The following is a 26,832-nucleotide window of genomic DNA, read 5'->3' as shown; positions in this document are numbered from 1 at the left end:
TCGCAAACCCGTCCCGCACTCGGCACCACCCCGCTACACTCCCCACACCCAAGCCGTTGACCAGGCAGTACATCAAAGTCCGGCTGGAGTACTAGTACTCCAGCAGGACTCTGCTGTCCGGCGGACTCCCACTCGGCGGGGACCCTTGCGGCGCGGCACACGGTGCCCGGTCCAGGCCGTCGGGCGTAGGGGGGGCACTAGACGCGAGCCAGCTCCCGCCCCTTCGTCTCCGGGGCCGCCACCGCCATCCACCCCATCGCCAGCAGCACCGCCACGGAAAGGACCCCGAAGGTCCACGGCAGCCCGAGCACCGGCCACAGCACCGACCCGAAGAGCAGCGGCGCGAACCCGGTCAGCGCGCGGCTCACCGAGGACGCCCAGCCGAAGCCGCTGGCCCGCAGCGCGGTCGGGTACAGCTCGGACGCGTACGCGTACAGCGCCGGAATCGCCAGCTGGATGAGGAAGCCGAACGCACCGATGGCGATCAGCGGCGCCGTCTCCCGGTCCCGTACGAGCGCGAAGACGACCAGCGCCACGGTGGCCAGCGGCGCGCTCACCCCGATCAGCCACTTGCGCCCGACCACGTCCACCAGCGCGGTCGACACGAGCACGCCCAGAATCCCGAGCCCGGCCATCAGCGTCGTCCCGGTGAAGGCGGCGGTGTCGGCCTGGCCCTCCGCCTTGAGAATGGACGGCATCCAGCTCAGCGCCGCGTAGTAGACCAGCAGGATTGTCGCGAACATCAGCCACACCGCCGAGGTGATGCGCGGGCTGAACGCCCAGATCAGCCGCAGCTGCTCGGCCGCCGCCGCGAGTCCCCGGGTGCGGGGAGCGGTGGGGGGCTCGGGGATCTCGTACGGTTCGACGGGTGCGCCGGTACGGGTCACCAGGTCGTCGATGACGGCCCGCGCCTCGGCCTCGCGCCCCTTGCCCGACAGGTACACCGGCGACTCGGGGACACCGCGCCGCACCCAGAACAGCAGCAGCGCGGGCAGCGTCATGGTGAAGAGCATCCAGCGCCAGTTGCCGTCCAGCGGCAGCATGGCCGTCGAGACGACGCCGCACAGCGTCACCCCGATCGGCCACCACAGGTCGAGCGCGGTGAGGATCCGTCCCCGGTACTTGCGCGGCGAGAACTCGCTGACCAGCGCATAGTCCACCGGGATGCAGCCACCGAGCCCGATCCCGGCGAGGAAGCGCAGAACCAGGAAGATCCAGTACGACGGTGAGAGCGCGCCCAGGACCGAGAACACGGCGAAGATCAGCAGGGTGACGCTGAAGGCCTTCTTGCGGCCGATCCGGTCGGCCACCGAACCCCAGGCGACCGCGCCGACCGCCATGCCGACGAGGTTCGCGGTGGCAACCAGACCGCGCTCGGCGATGCTCAGGCCGAACTCCTTGCCCACCAGGGGCATCAGGAAGCCGTTGAGGGCGATGTCGTAGGCGTCGAAGAGGTAGCCGAGGCCGCCGATGACGAAGATCCTCCCTTGGACGCCCCACTTCCAAGGGAGCTCCTGGACGATGTGGTCGCCTGTCTTCACTGCGTGCTCCAAGAGGGGGCCGTGGGGTGGGGGAGGGGCTGATCATAGAGCGGTTTCGATCATGTCCCGTGCAGGTCCGGTACGGGGAGCACGCGCATGTCCCATGCAGGTCCGGTACGCGGAGCAGGTGCCGTCACGGGTCCGGTGGCCCCCACCGAACGGCCCGGATGCTGCCCCCCCGCTGGCCGCCACCTCGGCCCGCAGCGGCAGCAGCACCCCCCTCCCCGCGTCCCCCTCCGGGCCGGGGCCCCCGGCATACTGGCCCCGCCCGCGATCACTTCGGCCCCCACCGGCCGGGAACCGGGCCCGACCACCACTGAAGTCCCCGCACGAGGAGAACGACAAGGATGACCGCAACCTTCAGGACCGTCACGGACGTCGACCCCCAACACCTGGGTCAGGCCCGGGCGATGGACCGCCTCTTCCAGGCCGCCATCGCGCCCGCGACCGTCAACTTCGACTTCGGCCACATCCGGGAGGCCGCCGCCGCGATCCCCGACAGCTCGATCGTCAAGCTGGTGCGGGGCTGGGGCCTCCAGGAAACCGCGCCCGTCGCGGTGATGGCCCTGTCCCTCAAGGAGGCCGTACGCCAGGCCCTCCCGCCGGAGTTCGCCGACGCCGCCTTCTGGCCCACGATCGAGCGGGAGCTGGAGGCCGCCTTCACCGGCCTCGCCACGCAGGAGGGGGCCCAGGGCCTGGCGTACTACGACGAATCCCCCGACAGCACCAGCTACTACCGCGACCTCTTCTTCGCCCTCCAGGGCGGGGAGGACCTGTACGGCATCGCCTTCTGCATCGACGTGACGGTCGGCCTCGACAAGGCGGCCGTGGGCGCGCTGTCCCTCACGGACATCGCCCCGTACCGCATCCGCCTGAACGCGATCGTGGTCCGCCAGACCCTGGACAGCACCCTGGACGGCTCGGCACCGGCCGCCGCCTGACGTCCGTAACACCTGAGGTCGCCTGACGCCCGTCGCACCTGCCTCGGCCCGCCGTCCCGGGCCGCCGCCCCACGGGCCTGCGAACTCCGTCCGCCTCCGTGCCCCGAAAGTCTCGACAGCACTGCCCGGCATCGAGTTGACTCGCCCCGTCAACCCGGTCGATCCGGCTGAGCGAAAGAGCGGACCCCCATGAACTACGCAGTCTTCGGCACGGGCGTCGTCGGACGGACCCTGGCGGCGAAACTGGCGACGCAGGGCCACAAGGTGACCATCGGCACCCGCGACGTCGAGCGCACCCTGGCGCAGACCGACTCCGAGGAGTCCTTCGCCGCGTGGTCGGCCGCCCAACCCGACATCGCCCTGGCCACGTTCGCGGACGCCGCCGCCACCGCGGACACCGTCGTCAACGCGACCGCCGGAACGTCCAGCCTCGCCGCCCTGCGGGCAGCCGGCGCCGAGAACCTGCACGGCAAGCTGCTCATCGACGTGTCGAACCCGCTGGACTTCTCCCGCGGCATGCCGCCCACCCTGGACCCCGTCGGAACGGACAGCCTGGGCGAGCAGATACAACGGGCCTTCCCCGAGGCCCGGGTCGTCAAGACGCTCAACACCATGAACTGCTCCGTGATGGTCGAGCCCGGCCTCGTCCCCGGCCCGCACAACGTCTTCCTGTGCGGCAACGACGCCGAAGCCAAGGAGCGGACGGCCGAACTGCTGCTCAGCTTCGGCTGGCCCCAGGACGCCCTGATCGACCTCGGCGACATCACGGCCGCCCGCGCCACGGAACAGGCCCTCCCGCTGTGGGTCCAGCTCTGGGGCGTGGTCGGGCACGGCAACTTCAACTTCCGTATCCAGCAGGCGGACTGACCGTCCCGCGAAGGGGCCCGCGCCCGCCAAGGGGGCCCGCGCTCACCCGCCCACCAGCACCGGGTTGGTGAGCGCCGCCATCCGCCCGTCCGGGTGCCGCACCTCCACGCGTACGAACCCGGCTTCCTCCGCACTCGTACCCCACTCCACGGCCCCCGCCCCGCCCTCCGGCAGCGGCTCCCGGTGCACGGTCCCGCGTTCGGTGTGGAAGCTGACGACGCCCCCGGGCACACCCCGTACCTCCACCCGTGCCACGACCGGCGCGTCCCGGGGCGCGGCGAGGCGCTCGCCCACCCCGGCGCTCCGCCCGTCGTGCCCCGTCACGGTGAAGGACACCTCCACCTCGCCCGACTCCGCGATCCAACTGCGCCCCGCGCGGATGCCGGAGAGGATGGCCGCCGTACTCAGTTCCGCCGCCCACACCACCGTGTGCGGAAGCCCCAACTGCCCCGCCAGGTGGGCGTCGCTGTTCCCGACGGCGGGCCGCCACCGCCCCCGGTGCACCCCGGCGGCCAGCTCGCGCCCCCACTCCGCGAGGGCGGTCTCGTTGTCCGCCTGCCAGGGCACGTCGGAGTCCCACGCCCCGTTCCACACCTCGACGGCGTCGAAGCCCTCGTAGGGGTACATGAAGGTGCCGGAGGGGTACGGCGCGTAGGGGTGGGCGACCACACTCGTCCCGCCCCAGCCGCGTACCGTCGCCAACTGGCCGTCGAGGGAGGGCTCCGCCGTGTCCCGGATTCCGTAGTCCCAGGCGACGGTTCGGCCGGGCGGAAGGCCGAGCGCCAGCCAGTGGCCGGTGTGTGTGGTGACCTCCTGCCCGAGGACCACCAGGAGGTCGTCTGCGGCGAGCGGGTGCCACTGGTCGTGCGTCTGTGCGCCCGCGTGCTCGGTGGTCGCCAGGAAGTCGAGGCCCAGCCGGCGTGCCTCAGCGGCGAGTTGGGGCGGGGTCAGCTCGCCGCCCGAGGAGGCTCGGGAGTGCACGTGGAGGTCGCCCCGGTACCAGCCGGGGCCCCGCCCCGTCGCCCGGGCCGGCGGGGAATGGGGATCGGGGTCCATCTCGGTGTTCTCCCTGGGGCTTTGGGCGGTGGGCACGTCAAGGCGGCCGCCCCGGGTGGGGCGAGGAGGCCGTAAAGGTCTTGCAGTGGGTGGGGGTGCGGTACCAACCTTCGCCGGTGAGGACGTTTTTGCCCCCCGATTCCCAGGAGATTTCCGCATGAGCACCACCGCCCCCGCCGCGTCCGGCACCGACATCGCCCGACTGCGTACCGCCGTCGAGGTCGCCCGGCGGTCCCGCGCCGCGGGCAACCACCCCTTCGGCGCCGTGCTCACCGGCCCCGAAGGCGACGTCCTGCTGGAGGCGCAGAACACCGTCACCACCGAACGCGACGCCACCGGCCACGCCGAGACCAACCTGGTCCGGCTGTCCACCGCACGGTACGACGCCGACTTCCTGCGCACCTGCACCCTCTACACCAGCACCGAACCCTGCGCGATGTGCTCCGGCGCCATCTACTGGGGCGGCATCGGCCGCGTCGTCTACGCCCTCGGCGAGGACGAACTCCTCGCCATGACCGGCGCCAACGACGAGAACCCCACGATGTCCCTGCCCTGCCGCGAGGTGTTCCGCGCCGGACAGCGCCCGCTGCCGGTCGTCGGGCCGGTGGACCTGCCCGAGGCACGCGAGGTGCACGCGGGCTTCTGGGGCTGACGTCCGACCGGGTGCTCCCGGCGCGGTACCGTTATTGCGAAGAATGTGCAATAGCGGAAGAACTGTGTGAGGAGCGGGAGTGGTGAGGACTCCGGTGGTGCTCGGGATCGAGTCGTCGTGCGACGAGACCGGTGCGGGGCTCGTCCGGGACGGGCGGCTGCTCGGGCATGCGGTGGCGTCGAGCATGGACGCGCACGCGCGGTTCGGCGGGGTCGTGCCGGAGATCGCGGCGCGGGCGCATCTGGAGTCCCTCACGCCCGTGGTGCGCAGTGCGCTGGAGCGGGCGGGGCTGCGGATGCGGGACGTCGGTGCCGTCGCCGTGACCACCGGGCCGGGGCTGGCCGGGGCCTTGCAGGTCGGGCTGGCCGGGGCGAAGAGCCTGGCGTACTCGCTCGGGGTGCCGTTGTACGGGGTGCACCATCTGGCCGGGCACGTGGCCGCCGACACCCTGGAGCACGGGCCGTTGCCCGACCCCTGCATGGTGCTGGTCGTGTCCGGCGGGCACACGTCGCTGCTGCTGGTCAGGGATCTGGCGCGGGACCCCATCGTGCACCTGGGCGACACCGTGGACGACGCCGCAGGGGAGTGCTTCGACAAGGTGGCCCGGGTGTTCGGGCTGCCGTACCCGGGCGGGCCCGCCGTGGACCGGGCCGCGCGGGAGGGGGACGCGCGTGCGGTGGCGTTTCCCCGGCCGCTGACCGGGGCGCGGGACTCCGCGTACGACTTCTCCTTCTCGGGGCTGAAGACGGCCGCCGCCCGCTGGGCCGAGCAGCACCGGGCGCGCGGGACCGCCCTGCCGGTGGCGGACGGGGCGGCCTCGTTGCAGGAGGCCGTGGCGGACGTCCTCACCCGCAAGGCCGTGCGCGCCTGCCGGGAGCACGGGGTGCGGACCCTGGTCGTCGTCGGGGGCGTGGCCGCCAACTCCCGGGTGCGGGTGCTGGCCGAGGAGCGGTGCCGGGAGGCGGGGATCGCGTTGCGCGTACCGCCGCTGGGGCTGTGCACCGACAACGGCGCGATGATCGCCGCCGTCGGGGACCTGCTGGTCCGGGCCGGTGCCGAACCCGCCCCGTGGGACGTGTCGATCGATCCGTCGGCGCCGCTGGAGTACGCGGCGCTGCATCCCCTCGCCCGGGACGCCCGGGCTGCGTGAAGTGCCGGTGCGACGGCGAGGGGCCCGGGGTGCTGTCTGCCCCCGGGCCCCTCGCCGACATCGTGCGCACCGCGCGTACGGCACCGTGCTGGACTCGCGTGTACGGGACCGTACGGGACCGTACTGGACTCGCGTGTACGGGACCGTACTTACGAGGCCGCCGCCCCGCCCTTCTGCTGCTTCTGCGGGTCCACGACCTCGCCCGCCGGCGGGGCCTTCGCGTCCACCGGCTTGCCGTAGTCCGAGAAGGTCGTCGTGATCGGCGCCTTCCCGCCCTTCTGCTCGACCTTCAGGATGTACGGCTCGCCCTCCGCCGCCACGTACATCGTGGTCGTCTCGCCCTGGGCGGTCTTCTTCTGGAGCACGGCGGAGTTCTTGCCGTCGACCTGGGTGTCCTTGGCGCGGGTCATGCCCTTGCGCTCGGACTTGTCCCGGTCGAACAGGGCGATCACCGCGTCCTTGTCGCAGCCCGCCTGCGTGGCCTTCGCGTCGGCCGGGGGCAGCTTCACCCACTTGTCCTTGAAGGTGGCCGCGGCCTTCTCCCCCTTGGCGCCGCTGCCCTGCTGCTTGAGGAGGGCCTCCCAGTACTGCTGGTTGGCCTTGAGGTAGGTGACCGAACCGACGCGGCGCATCTCCGCCTTGGCGTCCTGCTGGGTGTTGGTGCCCGCGCAGTTGCCCTGGGTGTCGACGACGTAGTCGGACGTCGCCGACTGGCCGTTGGCGGCGGCCTCGGTCTTGATCCGTACCGAAGGCGCCTTCTTGGTCGCGGCGACGGACGCGTCGGCGATCTGGTCCGGGGACTTCCCGTCGAAGGTCTTCTTCTCGGCCTTCTTGTCCGGCGAACCCGACGAGCCGGGAGCATCGGCCTCCCCGCAGCCCGACACCCCCATGGCCAGAGCCGCACACGCCACCGCCGACACCACGAACTTCGCCTTCACAGCAAACCCCTCCAAGTGTGAATGGGACCGGAAATCCCCCGCCCGAAATCCCCCCTGGGAAAGGGGAGTTCGGTGTGCACCCCGAGTACCCGGGTTCGCTGGAGTAAACCCATGGATGGGATTTTGTGGTGCAGGGGGTGGAGGAGAGGTGAAGCGTGCGACCGGCTGCCGGAGGCGGACAGCCGGTCGCACGCTTCACCATGGGCGCTTCACCGCAGCCGTCATCGCCGCAGCCGTCATCACTGCGGACCGGTCAGCGCAGCCGTACGGCCAGTGCCAGCGTGTCGTCGGAGTGGAGTACGACGCTGTGCATGTCGGCGGCGATCGCGGCGGGAATCTCCGCGAGCGGCAGCCCCGCCCGGCGCCGGGCCGACGCGACGAGGCGCTCCTCGCCCTCGATCGGGTCCCGGCGGCTCTCGGTGAGGCCGTCGGTGTAGAGGACGAGCAGGTCGCCGGGGGCGAGCGTCTCGTGCCGGATCGCCTCGCTGCCGGGGAGCGGATAGCCGACGCCCCGGCCCCGTACCGACAGATAACGGGCACTGTCGTCGTCGGCGCGCAGGAGCAGGGCGGGCGGGTGACTGCCGTTGGCGATCCGGAGCGCACCGGTGGCCGGGTCCAGTCGTACGAGCAGGACGGTCGCCTGCAACCCCGGTGCGAACGGGGTGAGTTGACGGTCGGCACGGGCGAGGAGGGATTCCAGCGGGTAGCCCTCCAGGGCGAGCGTGCGCACGGCGTGGGTGACGGTCAGGGCGCTGCGGGTACTGCGCACGCCGTGGCCGAGCGCGTCGACGACGGTGATGTGCAGGGTGCCGTCCGGCAGGGTGAACCAGTCGTAGAAGTCGCCGCCGGTGGGGGCGGCGGGGTCCGAGGGGGCGTAGTGCACGGCGAGGTCGACGCCGGGGACGCGGGGGACCGGCGGCCGCAGATTCTCCTCCAGTTCGAGGAGCGTGCGGCCGTGCGCGCTGCGCACCTGTGCGTCGCGCTCTTCGAGCTGTACGTAGAGGGCGACCACGCCGCCGTTGGTCTCGGCCAACTCCTCCTGGAGCAGGCGGTGTTCCTCGGCGAGGGAGTCGACACGGGCGAGGACGGCCCGGAGTTCGGCCTCGTAGGCCTCGGCGTCGGAGAGGGGCTCGGTGCCGGTGGGCGCGGCGGGCGTTCCGCGCGCCAGCAGCCAGGTCACGGAGTGGGAGCCGGAGTCGGGGTCGGGGGTGACGTCCGAGGGCGGCAGCGCGAGGTGTTGCACGGCCGGACCGGGGACCAGGTCGCCGAGGACGATGCGGAGGTACGGGGAGGAAGGGCCCGCAAGACCCCCGGGTCTGGGCACCGGAGCGGCACCGGGCACGCCGAGCGAGGGGAGGGGCTCCTGCGCCGCTTCGGACAGCACGGACGTCACCGACGTCACCGACGTCGCGCACAGCGTCACCGCGCGGCCCGCACGGACGGTCTCGGCCGCCAGGGCGGAGGCCGACAGGACCAGCCGTGCGGTGGTCTCCAGCGGCAGGCCGTGCGCGCGGGCGAGGCGGCGCACCTCCTGGCGCAGGGGCGGCAGCGCGTGGAAAGGCTGCGCCGGGGAGGCCTGGGCCGGGGACGCCTGTGCTGGAGAGGCCTGTGCCGGGCCCGCCTGCGCTGGGGACACCTGCGCGTGGAACGGCTGCGCGCCGTGGGCCGGGTCGTGGGGTCGGCCGTGGGGAAAGTCCGTCATGCGGCCGCGGCCACTCTCACGCGCCTGTCCCGCACTCTCACGCGCCCGTCATTCGCTCTCACGCGCCCATCATGCGTCAGACGGTGCGGCAGCGCATCGAATCCGTGGTCCGGAGTGGCCCAAGTGTGGCCCGATTCACGAAAGAACCTGGTCAGGGGGCGTTGTCAGTGGTGGCGTCTAGCGTGAAGGGATCAACTGAGGCGCAGGGGTGGGGAGAGAACCGATGGAGTTCCGGATCGAGAGAGGCGCACTGGTCGAGGCGGTCACGGCGGCGGCCAGGTCGTTGCCCGCGCGCTCGCCCGTGCCCGTGCTGGGCGGCCTGCTGCTGACGGCGGGGGAGGGGCTGCTGCGCATCTCGGGCTTCGACTACGAGGTGGCGGCCACCGTCGAGGTACCGGCCGAGACGGTGACGCCGGGCCAGGTCCTGGTGCTGGGGCGCAGACTCCTCGACGTCTGCAAGGTGCTGCCGGAGGCCGTGGTGAGCTGCGGACTGGAGGGCGCGCGGTTCACCGTCGAGGGCGGCGGCACGCGCTTCGGGCTCTCCACGCTGCCCAGGGACGAGTACCCGGTGCTGCCCAAGCTCCCCGAGCCGCGCGGGGTGGTGGACGCCGGTGCGTTCGCGGAGGCGGTCGCCCAGGTGGTGATTGCGGCGGGGCGCGACGAATCGCTGCCGGTCCTCACCGGGCTGGGCCTCCGGCTGGACGGCACGACCCTGACGCTGACCGCCTCCGACCGCTACCGCTACGCCGTGCGGACGCTGGAGTGGAAGCCGGACGCGGAGGGCTTCGCGGACTTCGCGGAGGGCGACGCGGTGGAGGTGGTGGTCCCCGGGCGGCGGCTCACCGACATCGCCCGCTCGCTGGCCAGGTCCGGGCTCGTCCGGGTCGGGCTCAGCGGTCCGGGCGGCCCGGGCAGCGGACTGGTCTCCTTCGAGGGCGCCGGGATGCACACCACCGTGCGGCTGCTGGAAGGCCGACTGCCGCGCTACGACAAGCTGTTCGCCCTGAAGGACCCGGCCGTCGCGGTGGTCCCGCGCGCACAGCTCGCCGACGCGGTCCGCCGCGTCGCGGTCGTGGCGGAGCCGAACAGCCCGATCCGCCTCGACTTCTCGGCCCGGGGCACGGTCCTGCTCCAGGCGGGCTACGAGGACGACGTCGCGGCCCAGGAGGTCGCCGCCGAGCTCACCGGCGCGGAAGACATGGCCGTCGCCTTCAACCCGGCCTACCTCGGGGAGGCCCTCAGCTCCTTCACCGCCCCGCAGGTGCGCTTCGAACTGCTCGGCCCCGGCCGGCGGGCGCTGCTCAGCGGCATACGGGAGGGGGAGGCGGACGACACCGCGCCCGGGGACCACCGTCACCTGCTCATGTCCGTACGGCAGCTGAGCTGAGCCGGACCGAGCCGAACCGACCACCCGTACGGTCACCCGTACGACCACACCCAGGGGAACCACATGAGCACCGACACCGCCGTCCCGTCCGCCCACCGCCCCGGGCTTCCCGGGGACCTTCCGGCCGCGCCCGTCCTCTGGGCCCGTTGGGGCGTGCTGGCCGGGCTGCTCAGCACACGGGAGCGGGAGGCGGAGCCCGAGGTGCACCGCACCGGCTTCTGGCTGGCCTCGGGGCGGGACGACACCCTGCGGTACGACGACGCCGGATCGACCTGGTGGGCCCTGCGCCGCTCCGGGGACGGCCGGTACGTGCTGTACGGGGAGGACGAGTCCAGCGCGGTCAAGTGGCACGAGCCCGCCATCGACGTGCTGGCCGGGGCCCCGGACTGGCTGCCGCTGGAGCTGTTGCGGGACCTGATCGAGTCGTACGAGATCGGCTGCGTGTACTGGTACGAGGACGGGGCCTGGGCCCGTGCCCCCTACCCCGGCGACCTCGACGACGACGGGCTCGACTGCGGGATGGGCCGCCTGTTCACGCGGGGCGGGGTGGTGCGGGAGCTGGAACCCTGGCTGGACGACGAGAGCATCGACCCGGACGCCGAGGTCGACCCCGAGGCAGGCGCCCGGCTGCTGGCCCACGCCGAGTCAGGGGCCTTGGAGGAAGAAGCGGTACGGGCGTTCCTCGCCGGGGCCGGTCTCGCGGAAGAAGAGGTTCCGCACGCGGTGGGGGCGCTGCGCCGGGCGGGACTGCTGGCGTAGCAGACAGGCTCCGGTTCCGGCCCGGACGCCGGCGGGGGCGGCGGCCGCCCGGGTGCCGGGACGGCGTTCGTACAGGTCCCGGACCGCCCGTACGTCGTCCTGGCCCAGGACGTGGCGGTCCGTCACATCGGGCTGCATGACGGACCGGGGGTCGTCGCTGTGCCCGAAGCCGAGGCTGTGGCCGACCTCGTGCAGGGCTGACTGGTAGAGGTCCAGGCCCCGGCTGCCCGGGGCCGGCCGCAGCGCACGGTGCCGGGCGGGCGGGGAGAGGTCCCAGTCCTCCTCGTCGTCGAAGTACAGGTCCCCGCGCGGCGGGAAGAACGCGAACGCCGCGACGCCGCCCGGCCCGTCGAAGGGCGAACCGAAAGAGGGGTCCAGCGGCGAGACGATGCGGTCGGCGCGGGTCACGAACCGGATCTCGATGTCCGCGTGCCCGCCGTCGACCTTCCGGAAGCGGACGTTGCGGCTGGCCTTCGACCACTCCCGCATCGCGTTCTCCACCACCCGCTCCACCAGGTGCTGCTTGCCCCGGAGCGACTCCTTGCGGCTGTACTCCACGATGCGCCAGGTGATGTCGGGGCCCTGCCAGCCGGGACCCACCACGCTGTACGAGGCGGCGGGCGGGGCGGTGCCGCCGAGCAGGGCGGCGGCGAGCACTGTGGAGACGGCGGTGGGCAGCAGAACCCGGCGCGAACGGGGAGCGCGGGACATCGGACCTCCAGTCGGGGACGCGGCGTGGGGGCTGAGCTGCGGCCCTTCCCGCTCCCGCCGGACGTCAAAGCGCCGGGCCGGACGTGTCGCTCCGATGGCCGGGACGATGAACCCGATCACCGGACACGGCCGACCACCGATCACCGGACACGGCCGACCACCGATCACCGGACACGGCCGACCACCGATCGCCGGGTGCGACCGGTCACCGATCGTCGGGGGCGACCGGAGGCAACCGGTCGCCCCCGGACTACCAGCTCACGTCCGCCGCCACCGGCAAGTGGTCGCTCCCCGTCCCCGCCAGCACCCGCGCCCGCGACGGCTGCACGCCCCGCACCAGGATCTGGTCGATCCGCGCCACCGGGAACGACGCGGGCCAGGTGAAGCCGAAGCCGTCCCCCGCCTCCTCCTGCGCTGAACGCATCCGCGAGGTGAGGGCGGACAGCGCACGGTCGTCCACCGTCCCGTTGAAGTCGCCCAGCAGCACCACCCGCTCGCTGCGCTCGGCGGCGAGCGCCTCGCCGAGCGCCTGCGCGTTCCGGTTGCGGTCCGCCGTCCCGAACCCCGTCCGATGGGTGACCCGTACCGACCCCAGATGGGCCACGTACACGGCGAGCGGCCCGCGACCGGTGGCCACGGTGGCGCGCAGGGCCCGGTTGTCGGGCATCCTGGCCGATTCCGGTTTGGCGTCGCCCAGCGGCCCGGCGTCCATCGCGGTGTCCACGGCCCGCACGTCCGACAGCGGCAGCCTGCTCCACAGCCCGACCGTCCCCCTGACCGCGTGGTGCGGATAGGTCCTGGCGAGTTCCTTCTCGTACGTTCCGCCGGCCTCCGCCGTCAGCTCCTCCAGCGCCAGTACGTCCGCACCGGAGGCCGCCAGGGCGCGGGCGGTACCGGCCGGGTCGGCGTTCCCCGCGCCGACGTTGTGACTGGCCACCGTCAGGTCGCCGGGCGCTCCGGACCTGTCGGTGAGCAGCCCGCCGAAGAGGCTCAGCCACACCGTCACCGGCAGCAGCAGGGCCACCAGCGCGGTGGCGGACCGGCGCAGCAGCGCCAGGACCAGCAGTACCGCGACGACCGCGCCGCACCACGGCAGGAAGGTCTCCACCAGGCTGCCGAGCCCCCCGACATCCGGTATCCACGCGTGCAGCAGCATCACCAGACCGACCAGCAGCGCCGGCACCGCGAGCACGGGGCCGCGCCGCCAGGGGCCGGGGGCGGCGTCGGTGTCCCGCGCAGGCGTGGCGCCGGGAAGCGGAGCGGGTTCGGTCGAGGGCGGAGAAGCCGGGGGCGGGGTGAGCGTCATGCCGCCAGTCAACCCGCTGCGCCGTTGTCGTCACGTATCGGATTTTCGATATGCGGGCGATAGGCGGCGGCTCGTAGCCTCATGACTTCACCGCCCCGGAAACCCTCCGGGCACCCGACGCGAGGAAGTGGTCCGTGGACCGGCGGCCCGGCATGAGCGCACGCCTCAAGCTCACCCTCAGCTACGCCGGATTCCTCATGCTGGCCGGTGGCCTGCTGCTGGCCGCCATGGGAGTGGTCCTCCTGCGCAAGGGCTGGTTGCAGACCAACGCGGAGGGGGCCTGGACGGCGACCCCGGGCACGGACTTCGTGCAGGGGTTCGCCCCGATGGCCGGAGTCGTCCTGGCGTTCCTGCTGCTCTTCGGCCTGCTGGGAGGCTGGTTCCTCGCCGGGCGCATGCTCGCCCCGCTGCACCGCATCACCGAGGCCACCCGTACGGCGACCACCGGGTCGCTCTCCCACCGCATCCGGCTGGAGGGCCGCAGGGACGAGTTCCGCGAACTCGCCGACGCCTTCGACGGCATGCTGGAGCGCCTCGAAGCGCACGTCGCCGAACAGCGGCGCTTCGCCGCCAACGCCTCGCACGAGCTGCGCACCCCGCTGGCGATCTCCAAGACGCTCCTGGACGTGGCCCGCGCCGACCCGCACTGCGACACCGCCGAGGTCATCGGCCGCCTGCACGCCGTCAACACCCGGGCGATCGACCTCACCGAGGCGCTGCTGCTGCTCAGCCGCGCCGAGCAACGGTCGTTCGTACGGGAAGGACGACGGGAGGAAGCAGACCTGTCGCTGCTGGCGGAGGAGGCCGCCGAAACGCTCCTGCCGCTGGCGGAGGAGCACGGCGTCACCGTGGAGACCGACGGCGAGATTGCCCTCGTACCCGGCTCGCCCGCCCTCCTGCTGCAACTGACCGTGAACCTCGTGCAGAACGCGATCGTGCACAACCTGCCCGACGGTGGCACGGTCCGGGTCCGCACGGAGGTCCGCCCCCGGACGGCGCTGCTCACGGTCGAGAACACCGGGCAGCAGCTCAGCCCGGGCCTGGTCCCGCAGCTCACCGAACCGTTCCGGCGCGGCACCGAGCGCGTGCGCGGGGATCACGGGGGCGTCGGGCTCGGTCTCGCGATCGTCCAGACCATCACCCGGGTGCACGACGGGACGCTCACCCTCGCGGCGCGCGAGGACGGGGGACTGCGCGTCACGGTGGAACTGCCCACCACGTAACCCTTCGGCCCCCGGCGCGGCGGGCTACTCCGCCGCGCTCTCCCCCGCCCGACGCCGCTTCAGCGCGAACGCGATCGCGCCGCCCGCGACCACCACCACCGCCCCGATGCCCGTCCAGCCCAGCGCGCCCATCGACCCGTCCTCGGTCATCGCGCCCGTGGCCCTCGCCCCGGCGGCCCCCTTCGCCGACGGCGACGCCAGCGGGGACTTCTGGTCGAGGCTGCCCAGCGGCTGGGTGCGCCCGGCCGCCTGGAAACCCCAGTCGAGCAGCTTGCGCATCTCGACGTACACCTCGTCGTGCTTCTTCGTCTGCGGGTTCATCACGGTCACCAGCAGCGTGCGGCCGTCGCGCGTCGCCGCCTCGGCGAGGGTGTTGCCCGCGTGCGAGGTGTAGCCGTTCTTGCCGCCGATCAGACCGGGGTACTTGTCGACGCCGCCGATGCCGGACAGCATCCGGTTGGTGTTGGAGATCGCGAACGGCTTGCCCTTCGTGGAGGGGCCGCCCGGGAACTTCGCCTCGGCCGTCGAGCAGTACTCCTTGAAGTCCGCGTTCTTCAGGCCCTCGCGCAGGAACAGCGTCAGGTCGTACGCCGACGAGACCTGGCCCGGCGCGTCGTAGCCGTCGGGGCTGCGCACATGGGTGTCCTTCGCGCCGAGCGCGATGGCCCGCTTCTGCATGTCGGCGACGGTCTTGTCGACGCCGCCGTTCATCGCGGCGAGCACGTGCACGGCGTCGTTGCCCGAGCGCAGGAACACGCCCCGCCACAGGTCGTCCGTCTGGTACTGCCGGCCCGGCACTATGCCGACCGCGCTGCTGCCCGCGCCCATGCCGCGCAGCTCCGCGTCGGTGACCTTGTGGCTCAGACCGTGCGGGACGGTCGGCAGCACGGTGTCCGCGAAGAGCATCTTCAGGGTGCTCGCGGGCGGCAGCGGCCAGTGCGCGTTCGAGGCGCCGAGGACGTCTCCGCTGTCGGCGTCCGAGACGATCCAGGACAGCGAGGACAGGTCCTTGGGCAGCGCGGGCGCACCCGCCCCGGCCTGCGGCCCCGGCTGGGCGAGGGCGGCCCCGCCGACCGCCGACATCTGCGCCGGAGGGGTCTTCGGCTTGTCGTCCTTCGCCACCGCGGGAGTGGCCACGGCGAGGGCGGCGACCGCGCTCGCGGTCAGGGTGACGATCCCGCGCCTGAACTGCGGGGAGAGGGAAGAACGCATCGCCCGAACGTATCGCAGCCCGACACCCCCGCATCGCCCTGGAAGGCCCGCCCGGGAGTGGAATTTCCCACGGCCCAGAAGGGAACGCACGGGCCCGGTATCCCGTCCCCCGGTCACCCCGGCGCCGCCGTCCGTACCCGCGCGGGTGCCCCGTGACCGTACACGCCACGAACCGGGCCCGCGCGGCACCAGGGGCGGTGACGGATGGTCACGCCCCCTCCGGGAGGAGCGCGAGGAAGGGGCTCACTCCGCTCCGGCAGCGGGACGTTCCCCCGGTGACGCGGTGCGGCGGGGCCAGGTCCAGGCGGAGCGGAGGACGAAGGCCAGGAGGAGCACCTCCAGTCCGATGGAGAGGGCGTAGAAGGAGGCGTAGGTCCAGGACTCGCCTGCCGCGTTGTAGACGGAGACGGGGATGTAGAGCGTTGCCGCGACGAGGTTGAGGGTGCGGTTGGCGCGGGCGGGCAGGGTCGCGGAGAGCAGGATCATGAGGGCCGGGACGGCCGTGAGCGTGAGGGACAGGGTGACGAAGGTGGGGCCGGTGTCGAACTCGTGGACGGTGCCGGCCAGGATGCCGTCGACGAAGCCGGGCTTGTACAGGGCGAGGTAGTCGACGTAGATGTAGAGGAACATCAAGCTGGTCCACGCTGCTGCGAGTTCGGCCCGCACGGGCAGGCGCGGATCTCGCGGCGTGTGCCGGGACGGTGTGTTCTGGGACGGCGGACTCTGGTGTGCGGTGGGGGACGGAGGCGTGTTCATCGCAGTGCTCCCTGGCTCGACCGGTGGGTGTTTCCGCCTTCACGTTCCTGGATGCGGGCGGCGGGCACATCGGCCGTGGAGCCTGATGCGAACTGGCCGTTGGCACAGCCGTGTTCTTGTACTTTCGGCGGATACGGCGAGCGTGCGGGCCGCCTAGGCTGACCGGATGGCCGCCAACGCACTCCGCTCGCTGTGGGCCGAACCCCGACCCGCGCAGGCCCCGGACCGGAGGCCGCGGGACGGGGTCCTGGTCGCCGTACTGATCTGCTGGTCGCTGGTGGAAGTGATGCTCCGTCAGAACCTGGCGCCACGACCGCTGTTGCTGCTCGCCGTGCTCGCGGTCCTCGGCCCCCTGCCGTGGCGACGCACGCTCCCGCTCGTCGCGGTCGCGGTCTCCTTCGGCACGTTGACGGTCGTCGACCTCGTCAGGATCCTCACCGGGTCGCAGGGCGCCCTGCTGAACAGCGTCTCCGCGGCGCTGATCCTGGCCTACGCCCTGTTCCGGTGGGGCTCCGGCCGGGAAGCCGCGATCGGCCTCGGCGTCATCCTGCTCTGGCTGACCGTCACCAACGTCGCCGACACCACCGGCCCGGCGGACGCGGTCGCCTCCTACGGGTTCTTCCTGTTCGCCGCCGCCCTCGGCGCCGCGATCCGCTACCACACGAAGATCCTCGTCCGCGACATCGACCAGGCCAAGGCCCGCGAACGCGAACAGCTCGCCCGTGAACTCCACGACACCGTCGCCCACCACGTCTCGGGCATCGCCATCCAGGCCCAGGCGGGACGTGCCGTCGCGGCCTCCCACCCCGAGCGTGCCGTCGAGGCCCTGGCCGTCATCGAGGACGCGGCGACCCGCACCCTCACCGAGCTGCGCGCCATCGTCGGCGTGCTCCGCGCCACCCACGACACCGCGTTCGCGCCGCAGCCCGGCGTGGCCGAGGTCGAGCAGCTCGCCACCGACGGTCGGACGCGTCCCCGCGTCGCGGTGACGCTGTCCGGCGCGTTCGACGACCTCAGCCCGGTGGTCGGGGCCGCGGTCTACCGCCTGGCCCAGGAGTCCGTCACCAACGCCCGACGGCACGCCCGCCACGCGACCCGGGTCACCGTCGCCGTCACGGGCGACGCCGACCGGGTACGGCTGACCGTCGCCGACGACGGCTCCGCCGCCGGCGGCCGCGCCCCGGCGGGTTACGGCCTGGTGGGCATGCGGGAACGCGCCGCACTGCTCGGCGGCACCTTCCACGCCGGCCCCGCCGCCGAGCGGGGCTGGCGGGTGGAGGCGGTCCTGCCCCGTACCGGGACGCCACGATGAGCATCAGGGTCCTCGTCGCCGACGACCAGCACATCGTGCGCACCGGGCTGACGATGCTGCTCGACGCCCAGCCCGACATCGACGTGGTCGGCGCGGCAGCCGACGGGCGCGAGGCCGTCCGCATGGCGCTCCGACTGCGCCCCGACGTCGGCCTGTTCGACATCCGGATGCCGCTGATGGACGGCATCGAAGCCACCCGGCGCCTGGCCGGCCCCGGCGTCCCCGATCCCCTGCCGATCGTGGTCATCACCACCTTCGACCTCGACGAGTACGTCCACGGGGCGCTCCGGGCCGGAGCCCGCGGGTTCCTGCTCAAGGACGCCGGACCCGCCCTGCTGACCCAGGCCGTCCACGCCGCCGCGGCCGGAGACGCGCTGATCGCGCCCAGCGTCACGGTCCGGCTGCTCGCGGCGTTCGCCCACGCGCAGCCCTCACCACCGAGGCAGCCGACGGAACCGCTCACCGCCCGCGAGGAGGAAGTCCTCGTCCCGGTGGCCCGGGGCCGCACCAACAACGAGATCGCCGACGAGCTCTTCATCACCCCGAGCACCGTCAAGGCCCACCTCGCCGGCCTGATGCGCAAGCTCGGCGCCCGAAACCGCGTCGAGGTCGCCATGTGGGCCCACGAGACCGGCCGCGTCCGACACCGCTGACCGAGGTCGCAGCAGCCTTGCCCGTACAAAAGGGTGCCGCCCGCGCTCCGTACGGCCGTGCGGAGACGGTACGGAGAACGGGCGGCACCCGGGCGGACCGGCCGTCAGGCCACCGGCGCCGGGAAGGTCGGGTACTCGACGCCCGAGACGTGCTGGACGACCCGGATGACCTGGCAGGAGTAGCCGAACTCGTTGTCGTACCAGAGGTAGAGGATCGCGTCGTCGCCCTCGACCTTCAGCGCGCCCGCGTCGATGATCGACGAGTGGCGCGAGCCGACGAAGTCGCTGGAGACCGCGTCCGGCGCGCTGATGAAGTCGATCTGGCGCTTCAGCGGCGAGTTCAGCGACACGTCGCGCAGGTGGTCGAGGACCTCCTCGCGGGTGGTCTCGCGCTCCAGGCGCAGGTTGAGGATCGCGATCGACACGTTCGGGACCGGGACGCGGATCGAGCTGCCGGTGATCCGGGCCTTGAGGTCCGGGAGCGCCTTGGCGACGGCGGAGGCCGCGCCCGTCTCCGTGATGACCATGTTCAGCGGCGCGGACCGGCCGCGGCGGTCGGAGCCGTGGTAGTTGTCCAGGAGGTTCTGGTCGTTGGTGAAGGAGTGGACGGTCTCGACGTGACCGCGCAGCACGCCGTACTCGTCGGCCATCGCCTTCAGCGGCGGCACGATCGCGTTCGTGGTGCAGGACGCGCAGGAGATGATCGCGTCGTCCGGCTTGATCGTGTCGTGGTTGACGCCGTGCACGATGTTCGGGACGTCACCCTTGCCGGGGGCGGTCAGGACGACCTTGGAGATGCCCGGGCGCAGGTGGTTGGAGAGGCCCTCGCGGTCGCGCCAGCGGCCCGTGTTGTCGATGAGGATGGCGTCCTTGATGCCGTACTCCGTGTAGTCGACCAGCGTCGGGTCGTCGGAGTAGATCACCTTGATCACGTTGCCGTTGGCGATGATCGTGTCGTTGTCCTCGTCGACCGTGATCGTGCCCTGGAACTGGCCGTGGATGGAGTCGCGGCGCAGCAGCGAGGCGCGCTTCACGATGTCCTGGCCCTTGCCCTTGCGGACGACGATGGCGCGCAGCCGCAGACCGTTGCCCGAACCGGCCTTCTCGATCAGGAGACGGGCCAGCAGACGGCCGATGCGCCCGAAGCCGTACAGCACGACGTCGCGGGACTCGCGGCGCTCGATCTTGTTCGCACCGGTCGCACCGGCGACCGCCTCGGCGGCGAACTCCTCGACCGACAGACCGCGGTCGTCGGCACGGTACAGCTCGGCCAGCAGGCCGATGTCGATCTGCGAGGGGCCCAGGTCGAGGGTGGTCAGCGCCTGGAGGAAGGGGAGGGTCTCGGTGATCGAGAGCTCCTCGCCGGCTATCTGCCGGGCGAAGCGGTGGGTCTTGAGAATGCTCACCACTGACTTGTTCACCAGGGAACGGCTGTGGATCAGGACCGTGACGTCACGCTCCCGGTGCAGCTTTCCGATCACGGGGATCATCGACTCCGCGATTTCCTCGCGGTGCGTCCAGTGAGTGAACGGGTCGTCATTGACAGCAGTCACAGGCTTCTTCTCTTTCGAGCTAGGCGGTGCTCATATGCTAACCCTCCGGTTTTCGGCCCACGCACGAGGTGCCTGGTGAGGGGCGGGTAGAGGGAAAAGGGGGCGCGAACGGGGGAGCGCCGAGGGGCGGCGGGTGTGCGAGGAGCGAGGGGCGGGGGATGCTCCGGGGATGGATGAGAGCGCGGTGGGCGAGGCGTTCGGCGGTCGGCGTACGCGGCTGCCGCACGGTCGTGCGCTCGTGCTGCACGACTACCTGGGGCACCCCTTCCAGCTCGACCTGAGCCGCGAACTGGCCCGCCGCGGGGCCGCGGTCCTGCACCTCTACCGCGAGGACCACGTGGGGACCCGGGGCGACACGGGGGCGGCGGGGGTGGAGGGGCTCACGGTACGAGCCGTGCGAGCAGAACGGGCAGAACGAGCCGTGCAAGCCGTGCGAGCGGAACGAGCAGTTCGAGGGGTACGTGGGGTACGAGCGGCACCCGCGGGTGGAGCGGCCCGAGCGGTACGGCCGACCGGCCCGCGTCCCGGCCCCCGCACCGATGTCGACCGCTACCTGGCGGGCCTGGAGCAGGCGCTCCCGCCCACCCCGACCTCCACCCCCACTCCTCCTGCCCCCGCCCCCGCCCCCCGCACCACCTTCCTCTGCGGCAACGCCCACCCCGCCGTCCAGTGGGGCGCCCTGCGGCTGGCCCGAGCGCGTGGCTGGCGTTGCGTGTACTGGCTCCAGGACGTCCACTCCGCCCTCCCCGGCGCCGACCCCCACACCACCGCCCTCGAAGCCCGCGCGCTCCGCGCCAGCGACCACGTCGTCGCCGTCACCCCCGGTTTCGCCGACGCTGCCCGTGAACTGGGTGTGCCCGACGACCGCCTCACCCTGGTCCCCAACTGGGCCCCGCTGGACCTGCCGGGGGCCCGTGCACCCTGGCCCCCGGCACAGAAGCTCGGCGGCGGACCGCTGTTCGTCTACGCCGGTGCCCTCGACGACCGCCACGCCCCGGAACTCCTCGCCGAGCTGGCCGCCGCCTGCACCCGCCGCCGCACCGGACGCCTGCTGGTCGTCAGCCAGGGCTCCGGCCGCGACCTGCTCGCCGACCGCCGCCGCACCCGTGGCCTCGACCGGCTCGAACTCCTCGACTTCCGTCCGTACGAAGAGGTCCCGGCCATGTTCGCGGCGGCGGACGTGCTCGTGGTCACCCTCGCCGCCGACGCGGCAGCCGTTTCGGCGCCGTCGAAGGTCCTCGCGTACCTGGCGGCCGGCCGGTGTGTGCTCGCCGCCGCCCCGCCGGACAGCGAGACCGCCCGCGTCGTTGCCGCTTCCGGCGGCGGAGTCGTCACCGCCCCCGACGATCCGGCCGCCTTTGCCGCGCGCGGCATGGAACTCCTCGCCGACGCCGCGAGGCGGGCCCGCTGCGGTGCCGCCGCCCGCGCGTGGGCGGGACGCACCTTCGCCCTCGCCCCGATCGCCGACCGGTTCGGCCCGGTCCTGTGGCCGTGAGCGTCCGCACGCCTTCGGAAGGGGCGACCGCATGACCCGTCGGCACCGCACCTGGCGCAGCTGGAGCCGCACCCAGAGCTGCGTGCCGCACCTGTACGCCCGGCCGCGCTCGGAGGAGGAGGTCGCCGAACTCCTCGCGTACGCGACGGAGCGGGACCTCCCGGTGCGGGCGGCCGGTGCCGGGCACTCGTTCGCGCCCCTGGTGAACACCACCGGCGTCCTCGTCGACATGCGCGGTCTGCGCGGTGTCCTGGCCACCCGTGGAGCGGGCCAGGACACCGAGGTCACCGTCGCCGCCGGTACCTCCATCGGCGCCCTCGCCACCGCGCTCGCCGCCCGAGGGCTCGCCGTGCACGGCCTCGGCACGACCACCGCCCCCACCGTCGCGGGCGCCGTCGCCACCGGAACCCACGGTGGCGGCCGCCACCCCTCCCTGTCGGCCCAGGTCGCCGCGGTGCGCCTCGCCACCGCCGACGGGGCCCTCCTCGATGTCGGCGGTGACGGGGCGGACCGGCTGAACGCCCTCCGGCTCTCGCTCGGCACCCTCGGGGTCGTCACCGCCGTCACGCTCCGCTGCGTACCCGCGCACCTGCTTCAACTCCGCGAGGAATACGGCCCGTTGGGGGCGGTGCTGGAGGACCCGGCCGGGTGGGCGGAGTCCGCCGAGCACGTCTCGGCGTTCTGGTTCCCCTGGGAGGAGCGGGTGCGGCACCGCACCCTGCGACGGACCGGCCCGCCCCTGGGGCCGGAACCCCGCGCACCCCGGCTCAGGGCGCTGCGGGACGACGTGGTGCGCGGCTGGTTGCTGCGCGAGGCAACCGCGCGGATGCCCGCGGGGCGCCGGTGGCGGCGGGCCCGTCGGGTGCTCGCCCGGGCGTCCGGCGCGGCTCCCGGCCCGCCGCGTACCGTCCCCGCCCATCGCGGCCTGGTCTTCGACCAGTGGATGCGCTTCACGGCGCGCGAGTACGCGATCCCGCTCGACGACCTGCCGGCCGTGCTGCCGGTCCTGGGCGCGGCGCTCGCCCGGACCGGCTTCACCCCGGTCCTGCCGCTCGAACTGCGGCCGGGCCCCGCCGAGGACGTCTGGCTGAGCCCCGCGTACGGCCGCCGCACCGCGTGGATCAACCTGGCGGCACCGGCCGGGCCGGGGCGGACGCGGTGGTTCGAGGCCGCGGAGGCGGTGCTCGGGGAGGCGGGGGCGCGTCCGCACTGGGGCAAGGAGCACGGGTTCGGGGCGGACCGGCTGCGCGGGCTGTACCCGAGGTGGGAGGAGTTCCGGGCGGTGCGGGAGGGGCTCGACCCGGGAGGGCGATTCCTGGGGGCCGGTGTGCGGAGGGTGCTGGAGGTGGGGGAGTGAGGGCCCCGGTGGGGCGGGGCGATCGGGTCGGTCCAGTCGGTCCGGTCGGCGCGGTCGGCCAGGTCGGTCCTTTCGGCGTGGCGCGGCGTGGTCGTGCGGGGATCGCCGCCGCCGCACTGTTCCTGCTGCTCCTCGCCCCCGCAGGGCTCGCCCCCGCCCCCGCGTCCCCCGCGAGCAGCTCCGGCCCCGTGCTGGAGCCCGCCGCCGCGAAGGCCGTGGCCGCCTCCGCCAAGGCCGTGCCCATCTGGCGGAGCACCCCCGAGCAGGCCCGCCGACGCTACGAGAAGGGCCAGCGGCTGGTGCCGGTCGACGCGCCCGGAGCCGTCGTGCGGCGGCTGGACGTACCGTACGGACGCGCCCGTACGGACGTCGCGGAGGCGAAGGCGACGGCAGGGGCGACGGTACGGACGTACGTCTATCGGCCGGCCGGTGCGGCCGCGGACCTCCCCGCCGTCGTGTACCTGCACGGCGGCGGCTGGATCCTGGGCGGTCCGGCCACCCACGACCGGCTCGTGCGCCAGCTCGCCACGCGCATTCGGGCCGCCGTCGTCCTCGTCGACTACAGCCACGCCCCCGGGGCCCGCTTCCCGGTCGCCCTCAACGAGTCGGAGGCGGTGGTGAGGTGGCTGAGGAGGGAGGGGAGAAGGGTGGGGATCGACCCGGCGCGGGTCGCCGTCGCGGGTGACAGTGCGGGCGGCGCGATGGCCGCGGCGCTCGCCGTGCGCGCCGAGCGGTGGCCGGGGCCCCGGCTCCGCGCGCAGGTGCTGCTGTACCCGGTGACGGACGCCGGGATGAACACCGCGTCCTACCGGGAGTTCGCCACCGGGTACAGCCTCACCGCCCGCACCATGCGCTGGTTCTGGGAGGCGTACGTACCCGACCCGGCGGCCCGGCTGGACCCGGCCGCCGCCCCGCTCCGTGCGACGGACGGTCAACTCGCCCATGTGGCACCGGCGTTGGTCGTCACGGCCGAGGCCGACGTGCTGCGCGACGAGGGCGAGGCCTACGCGTACCGGCTGCGCGCGGCCGGGAACCGGGTCCTCGCCACCCGCTACCCCGCGATCGTCCACGACTTCCTGTCCCGCAACAACCTGTACGCCACGCACGCCGCCCACGCCGCACTCCGTCAGGTCACGGACTTCCTCGCCGCCGAACTCCACGACCCGCTCCCGGCGTCGCGGCCGTGGCGGAGGGGGAGTGGGGCGGGGGTCGGGCCGTGAGGGGCGGAGGCGGGGCGGGAGGGCCCCGGGTCCTCCCGCCCCGCGTTGCTACGCCTTCTTCGGGTCCGTCGCGAACTTCTCGTCGCGCACCCAGCCGCCCTTGTGGCCGATCGCCATGGTGAGAGCCCCGGGCAGCAGCCCCGCGTGGTTGTCCGGCCGCATCCGGTAGACCCCGGTGACCCCCACGTACGCCATGCGCTCCAGCGTGTGCAGCGCCCGGCCCTCGTCCCCGGCCAGCGTGAACGCCTCGCTGAGGATGCCGACCGCGTCCGCACCGTACGAGACGTACGAACCCAGCGGCCCGTGCTCCTTCTGGAAACCGGCGGCGAACTCCCGGAGCAGCTCCCGGTTCGGCAGCAGGGCCGGGGCGGAGTCCGCGATCACCGACCACGGGGCGACGGCCCGCACCCCCTCGGCCGCCTCGCCGGCCGCCGTGAAGAACTTCGGGTGTGCGCCGGACGGGCTCAGGTAGAGCGGCCCCTCCCAGCCCAGCTCGCGCGCCGCCTTGGCCGCCAGACCGTTGTACGGGGGCACCACCCACAGCATCAGCGCGTCCGGGTCCGCCTTCAGCAGCGGGCGCAGCGACGGCTTCACGTCCTTGGCCCCCTCGGTGACCCGGCCCACCGCCACGATCTCCACGCCCGCCGTCTTCGCCTGACGGCGCAGCTCCGCCTCCAGCTCGTCGGCGATCTTCACGTCCGGGTACAGCACGGCGAGCTTCTTCAGGCCGCGCTGCCTGAGGCCCGAAAGGATCACCGACGAGATGTGCACCGCGCTGCCCCCGGTGCGGAACGCGTACTTCGACGCGGGCGGCTTCAGCCCGCCGCCCAGCGGCGTCACGATCGGGATGCGGGCCTTCTCCGCCTCCGCCACGGCGATCTCGAAGGTCTGCGGCGTCGACGTGCCGACGATCGCCCGCACGCCGCCCGCGATCAGCTTGCGGACCGCCGTGAGGGCGGTCTTCGGGTTGCCGCCCGTGTCGGCGAACACCAGCTCCACCGGCCGACGGCCGCCCGCGGCGTTCAGCTGCCGGGCCATGTACTCCGCGCCCAGGCGCTGCCGCTGACCGTGTACGGACGTCGGGCCCGACACGTCGACCAACAGCCCGATCGGCAGCGGCTTGTACCGGTCGGCGGCCGACGGGGCCGTGGAGGGGGAGTGGGCGGCCAGGGCGGCGGTGGCACCGGACAGGGCCAGGGGGGCGGCCAGGGCGCCCCCGGCGATCAGTGCGGAACGTCGTGAGATGTGCATGCGCGTGTCCTCGTCATCCTCGGGTCCGGGAACTCCGGCCCCGCGGGGCCGGAACGCCCCGACCTTGGCACCGGCCCCGCAGGGGGGACGCCGGACGCCGCCGAAAGGACCTGAGGGCTGGGCCGATCGGCCGATGTTCTTCCACCCCACGGGTGACGGCGCGGGGCTGTCCGTTACCCCGCGCCCCCCGGCATGCGTAACTTCACGCCCCCACCCGTCACTTCGTCCCCCGCGGGGCGTCCCGTGATCACGTCCTCCGGAGGTGTGTCCCCGCAGGTCAGGGGGTGGGACATCCCAAGGGGACGTCACTTCGGGCCGATCACTGGCCAGTTGGCGGGCCGCCCCGGAAACCTGATGGACAGAGCAGGACGGCAGCACCACTCGCCGCTCCCGCCCCGGAGGCCCCGGGCGACCGGGACCCACGCAACCACCACGCCACCACCACGCAACTACGAGGAGAGGAACCCTCATCATGTTCAGCACCCCGCGCAAGCGCCTCGCCGTCGCCACCGCAGCCGTCGCACTCGGCGGCGGGCTCGTCCTCCCCGCCACCGCGACGGCCGCCCCCGCCGCAGCGGTTGACCAGTCCGCGTCCGGCCTGCGCATCCAGGGGACGGCGCCCGCCTGCGTCACCCGGGACGTCATCAAGCAGAAGAAGCAGGTCACGGTCCGCAACAACTGCGGGACGACCATGCATGTGAAGGTCGTCATCAACAACGGTCCCGACGGCGCCTGCTGGACCTACCAGAACGGCGAGGGCAGCACCTGGAAGTGGAAGCTCGGCTCGTACGGCAAGATCGTCACCTGCTGAGCGCAATGCTGACGGATTCCGGCGGAACGGGAACGGACTCCGGCGCAACGGAGTCCGGCGGAACGGAATTCTGAGCGAAGCTCCCGAGCAGCGGTCGTCGGCCCTCGTGCCGACGGCCGCTCTTCGGCGTTGGCCGCCCTCAACTCCCCTGCGAGGCACGCGGCGTGACGTCGGCGCGGCGGAGGCTGGAACCCTCACCGGCCGCACGTCGTTGTGCCGTCGGGTGACCGGAAACCTCGGTCACGGAATGGAGCCCTTCATGCAGGCCATCGCCCTCCATCACACCGGCCCGGTCGAACTCGACCACCGTCAGGGGCCGTACGGCGACGTCGTGCTGCGGCAGCGCGGGGAGACGTACGAGATCATCGCCAACGGGTGCTTCCTGATGGACACGTCGGACGGCCGCTCCGAGAGACTCCTCGTGGACGCGGCGTACGAGGTCCTGGACCCCGCGCCGGGCACGCCGCGCCCCTCCGTGCTCATCGGCGGGCTCGGCGTCGGTTTCTCCCTCGCCCATGCGGCGGGGCAGGACCGTTGGGGCCGCATCGTGGTCGTGGAGCGCGAGCAGGCCATCGTCGACTGGCACCGCGAGGGGCCCCTCGACACCGTTACGGCCGACGCGCAGGCCGACCCCCGGGTCGGGATCGTGCTCGCCGACCTGATCGCCCACCTGCGCGACACGGGCCCGGCGGCGGACACGTACGACGCCCTGTGCCTGGACATCGACAACGGCCCCGACTGGACCGTCACCGACGACAACCGCAACCTCTACACCCCCACCGGCCTCGCCGCCTGCCTGCGCCGCCTCAACCCCGGGGGCGTGCTCGCGGTGTGGTCCGCGCAGCCCTCGACGGCGTTCGAGGACGCGCTGCGCCGGGCCGGTTTCGCGGAGGTACGGACGCTGGAGGTGCCGGTGGCCCGGGGCGTGCCGGACGTGGTGCACCTGGCGCGCAGGCCCCGGTAGCCCTCGTAGCGGGGG

General features: G+C 73.1%; 24 protein-coding genes. 14 read left to right on the top strand and 10 right to left on the bottom strand.

Translation table 11 applies throughout. The features are described from left to right. Positions 1–197: 197 nt before the first annotated feature. Complete coding sequence (locus ACIO3O_RS35505) at positions 198–1,541, bottom strand: MFS transporter (protein WP_401753018.1); 1,344 nt, start codon at positions 1,539–1,541, stop codon at positions 198–200. A gap of 347 nt (positions 1,542–1,888) precedes the next feature. Between ACIO3O_RS35505 and ACIO3O_RS35500 the strand changes: the two genes are divergently transcribed. After that, complete coding sequence (locus tag ACIO3O_RS35500; protein WP_401753017.1) at positions 1,889–2,482, top strand: Type-2Aa cytolytic delta-endotoxin; 594 nt, start codon at positions 1,889–1,891, stop codon at positions 2,480–2,482. Positions 2,483–2,671: 189 nt separating this feature from the next. Then, on the top strand, positions 2,672–3,349 hold the full coding sequence (locus ACIO3O_RS35495; protein ID WP_401753016.1) for an NADPH-dependent F420 reductase: 678 nt from the start codon (positions 2,672–2,674) through the stop codon (positions 3,347–3,349). Positions 3,350–3,391: 42 nt separating this feature from the next. On the opposite strand, the gene ACIO3O_RS35490 is transcribed toward ACIO3O_RS35495, so the two are convergent. Beyond that, on the bottom strand, positions 3,392–4,405 hold the full coding sequence (locus ACIO3O_RS35490) for a CehA/McbA family metallohydrolase (RefSeq protein WP_401753015.1): 1,014 nt from the start codon (positions 4,403–4,405) through the stop codon (positions 3,392–3,394). A gap of 157 nt (positions 4,406–4,562) precedes the next feature. Here ACIO3O_RS35490 and ACIO3O_RS35485 point away from each other — a divergent pair, with 157 nt between their 5' ends. Continuing rightward, positions 4,563–5,057, top strand: coding sequence for a nucleoside deaminase (locus ACIO3O_RS35485; RefSeq protein WP_401753014.1), 495 nt, complete (start codon positions 4,563–4,565; stop codon positions 5,055–5,057). A gap of 82 nt (positions 5,058–5,139) precedes the next feature. After that, complete coding sequence (tsaD, locus tag ACIO3O_RS35480) at positions 5,140–6,207, top strand: tRNA (adenosine(37)-N6)-threonylcarbamoyltransferase complex transferase subunit TsaD (RefSeq protein ID WP_401753013.1); 1,068 nt, start codon at positions 5,140–5,142, stop codon at positions 6,205–6,207. A gap of 149 nt (positions 6,208–6,356) precedes the next feature. Here the strand turns inward: tsaD and ACIO3O_RS35475 are convergent, their stop codons facing one another. Beyond that, positions 6,357–7,145 (bottom strand): hypothetical protein, encoded by a 789-nt coding sequence (locus ACIO3O_RS35475; RefSeq protein ID WP_401753012.1) that lies wholly within the window; start codon positions 7,143–7,145, stop codon positions 6,357–6,359. Positions 7,146–7,398: 253 nt separating this feature from the next. Beyond that, positions 7,399–8,847 (bottom strand): SpoIIE family protein phosphatase, encoded by a 1,449-nt coding sequence (locus tag ACIO3O_RS35470; protein ID WP_401753011.1) that lies wholly within the window; start codon positions 8,845–8,847, stop codon positions 7,399–7,401. Between the two features lie 223 nt (positions 8,848–9,070). On the opposite strand from ACIO3O_RS35470, the gene dnaN reads away from it, so the two are divergent. Together dnaN and ACIO3O_RS35460 are read left to right on the top strand one after the other, a co-directional pair. Next, on the top strand, positions 9,071–10,234 hold the full coding sequence (dnaN, locus tag ACIO3O_RS35465) for a DNA polymerase III subunit beta (protein WP_401753010.1): 1,164 nt from the start codon (positions 9,071–9,073) through the stop codon (positions 10,232–10,234). Positions 10,235–10,297: 63 nt separating this feature from the next. Further along, positions 10,298–10,993 (top strand): hypothetical protein, encoded by a 696-nt coding sequence (locus ACIO3O_RS35460; RefSeq protein ID WP_401753009.1) that lies wholly within the window; start codon positions 10,298–10,300, stop codon positions 10,991–10,993. Here the strand turns inward: ACIO3O_RS35460 and ACIO3O_RS35455 are convergent. Next, positions 10,880–11,704, bottom strand: coding sequence for a matrixin family metalloprotease (locus tag ACIO3O_RS35455; protein WP_401753008.1), 825 nt, complete (start codon positions 11,702–11,704; stop codon positions 10,880–10,882). The two genes, ACIO3O_RS35460 and ACIO3O_RS35455, sit on opposite strands and share 114 nt — an antisense overlap. Positions 11,705–11,954: 250 nt before the next feature. Next, positions 11,955–13,010, bottom strand: a complete 1,056-nt coding sequence (locus ACIO3O_RS35450) for an endonuclease/exonuclease/phosphatase family protein (protein WP_401753007.1) — start codon at positions 13,008–13,010, stop codon at positions 11,955–11,957. Positions 13,011–13,144: 134 nt separating this feature from the next. Here ACIO3O_RS35450 and ACIO3O_RS35445 point away from each other — a divergent pair, with 134 nt between their 5' ends. Then, a complete protein-coding gene (locus tag ACIO3O_RS35445; protein WP_401753006.1) occupies positions 13,145–14,233 on the top strand; it encodes a sensor histidine kinase in 1,089 nt (362 codons plus the stop codon). Positions 14,234–14,257: 24 nt separating this feature from the next. Here ACIO3O_RS35445 and ACIO3O_RS35440 read toward each other — a convergent pair whose 3' ends face one another. Continuing rightward, positions 14,258–15,445: a D-alanyl-D-alanine carboxypeptidase family protein gene (locus tag ACIO3O_RS35440; protein WP_401753005.1), complete on the bottom strand. Its 1,188-nt coding sequence runs from the start codon at positions 15,443–15,445 to the stop codon at positions 14,258–14,260. A gap of 243 nt (positions 15,446–15,688) precedes the next feature. Next, positions 15,689–16,201, bottom strand: a complete 513-nt coding sequence (locus tag ACIO3O_RS35435) for a DUF6326 family protein (protein WP_401753004.1) — start codon at positions 16,199–16,201, stop codon at positions 15,689–15,691. 166 nt (positions 16,202–16,367) lie between these two features. On the opposite strand from ACIO3O_RS35435, the gene ACIO3O_RS35430 reads away from it, so the two are divergent. Both ACIO3O_RS35430 and ACIO3O_RS35425 read left to right on the top strand, forming a co-directional pair. After that, complete coding sequence (locus ACIO3O_RS35430; RefSeq protein WP_401753003.1) at positions 16,368–17,513, top strand: sensor histidine kinase; 1,146 nt, start codon at positions 16,368–16,370, stop codon at positions 17,511–17,513. Continuing rightward, on the top strand, positions 17,510–18,166 hold the full coding sequence (locus tag ACIO3O_RS35425) for a response regulator (protein WP_401753002.1): 657 nt from the start codon (positions 17,510–17,512) through the stop codon (positions 18,164–18,166). Before ACIO3O_RS35430 ends, ACIO3O_RS35425 begins: the two co-directional genes overlap by 4 nt. Before the next feature lie 104 nt (positions 18,167–18,270). Here ACIO3O_RS35425 and ACIO3O_RS35420 read toward each other — a convergent pair whose 3' ends face one another. Beyond that, positions 18,271–19,719: a glyceraldehyde-3-phosphate dehydrogenase gene (locus ACIO3O_RS35420; RefSeq protein ID WP_401753001.1), complete on the bottom strand. Its 1,449-nt coding sequence runs from the start codon at positions 19,717–19,719 to the stop codon at positions 18,271–18,273. A 169-nt stretch (positions 19,720–19,888) separates the two neighbouring features. Between ACIO3O_RS35420 and ACIO3O_RS35415 the strand changes: the two genes are divergently transcribed. The 3 genes from ACIO3O_RS35415 to ACIO3O_RS35405 all read left to right on the top strand — a co-directional run bounded on the left by ACIO3O_RS35415 (position 19,889) and on the right by ACIO3O_RS35405 (position 23,791). After that, positions 19,889–21,214 carry a glycosyltransferase gene (locus ACIO3O_RS35415; protein WP_401753000.1) on the top strand — a complete coding sequence of 442 codons (1,326 nt, stop codon included), beginning with the start codon at positions 19,889–19,891 and terminating at the stop codon, positions 21,212–21,214. A gap of 31 nt (positions 21,215–21,245) precedes the next feature. After that, complete coding sequence (locus ACIO3O_RS35410; RefSeq protein WP_401752999.1) at positions 21,246–22,571, top strand: D-arabinono-1,4-lactone oxidase; 1,326 nt, start codon at positions 21,246–21,248, stop codon at positions 22,569–22,571. 77 nt (positions 22,572–22,648) lie between these two features. Next, complete coding sequence (locus ACIO3O_RS35405) at positions 22,649–23,791, top strand: alpha/beta hydrolase (RefSeq protein ID WP_401752998.1); 1,143 nt, start codon at positions 22,649–22,651, stop codon at positions 23,789–23,791. Positions 23,792–23,839: 48 nt separating this feature from the next. Here the strand turns inward: ACIO3O_RS35405 and ACIO3O_RS35400 are convergent, their stop codons facing one another. Further along, positions 23,840–25,042: an ABC transporter substrate-binding protein gene (locus ACIO3O_RS35400; RefSeq protein WP_401752997.1), complete on the bottom strand. Its 1,203-nt coding sequence runs from the start codon at positions 25,040–25,042 to the stop codon at positions 23,840–23,842. A gap of 472 nt (positions 25,043–25,514) precedes the next feature. Between ACIO3O_RS35400 and ACIO3O_RS35395 the strand changes: the two genes are divergently transcribed. Further along, on the top strand, positions 25,515–25,853 hold the full coding sequence (locus tag ACIO3O_RS35395; RefSeq protein ID WP_401752996.1) for a hypothetical protein: 339 nt from the start codon (positions 25,515–25,517) through the stop codon (positions 25,851–25,853). A 259-nt stretch (positions 25,854–26,112) separates the two neighbouring features. Continuing rightward, complete coding sequence (locus ACIO3O_RS35390) at positions 26,113–26,817, top strand: spermidine synthase (RefSeq protein WP_401752995.1); 705 nt, start codon at positions 26,113–26,115, stop codon at positions 26,815–26,817. Positions 26,818–26,832 lie beyond the last annotated feature (15 nt).

Origin of the sequence: Streptomyces sp. NPDC087440 (assembly GCF_044744005.1) — a bacterium.
Lineage (GTDB): Bacteria > Actinomycetota > Actinomycetes > Streptomycetales > Streptomycetaceae > Streptomyces.
Note: the sequence above shows the minus strand (reverse complement) of the source record. Positions and strands in the feature narration are given on the sequence as shown.

What these genes read in the sequence shown, in the direction of transcription:
- ACIO3O_RS35485 (WP_401753014.1), top strand. Translation starts at nt 4,563, where the DNA reads ATGAGCACCACCGCCCCCGCCGCGTCCGGCACCGACATCGCCCGACTG.
- ACIO3O_RS35490 (WP_401753015.1), bottom strand. Translation starts at nt 4,405, where the DNA reads ATGGACCCCGATCCCCATTCCCCGCCGGCCCGGGCGACGGGGCGGGGC.
- ACIO3O_RS35450 (WP_401753007.1), bottom strand. Translation starts at nt 13,010, where the DNA reads ATGACGCTCACCCCGCCCCCGGCTTCTCCGCCCTCGACCGAACCCGCT.
- ACIO3O_RS35395 (WP_401752996.1), top strand. Translation starts at nt 25,515, where the DNA reads ATGTTCAGCACCCCGCGCAAGCGCCTCGCCGTCGCCACCGCAGCCGTC.
- ACIO3O_RS35410 (WP_401752999.1), top strand. Translation starts at nt 21,246, where the DNA reads ATGACCCGTCGGCACCGCACCTGGCGCAGCTGGAGCCGCACCCAGAGC.
- ACIO3O_RS35400 (WP_401752997.1), bottom strand. Translation starts at nt 25,042, where the DNA reads ATGCACATCTCACGACGTTCCGCACTGATCGCCGGGGGCGCCCTGGCC.
- ACIO3O_RS35430 (WP_401753003.1), top strand. Translation starts at nt 16,368, where the DNA reads ATGGCCGCCAACGCACTCCGCTCGCTGTGGGCCGAACCCCGACCCGCG.
- ACIO3O_RS35415 (WP_401753000.1), top strand. Translation starts at nt 19,889, where the DNA reads ATGGATGAGAGCGCGGTGGGCGAGGCGTTCGGCGGTCGGCGTACGCGG.
- ACIO3O_RS35390 (WP_401752995.1), top strand. Translation starts at nt 26,113, where the DNA reads ATGCAGGCCATCGCCCTCCATCACACCGGCCCGGTCGAACTCGACCAC.
- ACIO3O_RS35470 (WP_401753011.1), bottom strand. Translation starts at nt 8,847, where the DNA reads ATGACGGACTTTCCCCACGGCCGACCCCACGACCCGGCCCACGGCGCG.
- ACIO3O_RS35500 (WP_401753017.1), top strand. Translation starts at nt 1,889, where the DNA reads ATGACCGCAACCTTCAGGACCGTCACGGACGTCGACCCCCAACACCTG.
- ACIO3O_RS35455 (WP_401753008.1), bottom strand. Translation starts at nt 11,704, where the DNA reads ATGTCCCGCGCTCCCCGTTCGCGCCGGGTTCTGCTGCCCACCGCCGTC.
- ACIO3O_RS35425 (WP_401753002.1), top strand. Translation starts at nt 17,510, where the DNA reads ATGAGCATCAGGGTCCTCGTCGCCGACGACCAGCACATCGTGCGCACC.
- ACIO3O_RS35460 (WP_401753009.1), top strand. Translation starts at nt 10,298, where the DNA reads ATGAGCACCGACACCGCCGTCCCGTCCGCCCACCGCCCCGGGCTTCCC.
- dnaN (WP_401753010.1), top strand. Translation starts at nt 9,071, where the DNA reads ATGGAGTTCCGGATCGAGAGAGGCGCACTGGTCGAGGCGGTCACGGCG.
- ACIO3O_RS35435 (WP_401753004.1), bottom strand. Translation starts at nt 16,201, where the DNA reads ATGAACACGCCTCCGTCCCCCACCGCACACCAGAGTCCGCCGTCCCAG.
- ACIO3O_RS35495 (WP_401753016.1), top strand. Translation starts at nt 2,672, where the DNA reads ATGAACTACGCAGTCTTCGGCACGGGCGTCGTCGGACGGACCCTGGCG.
- ACIO3O_RS35440 (WP_401753005.1), bottom strand. Translation starts at nt 15,445, where the DNA reads ATGCGTTCTTCCCTCTCCCCGCAGTTCAGGCGCGGGATCGTCACCCTG.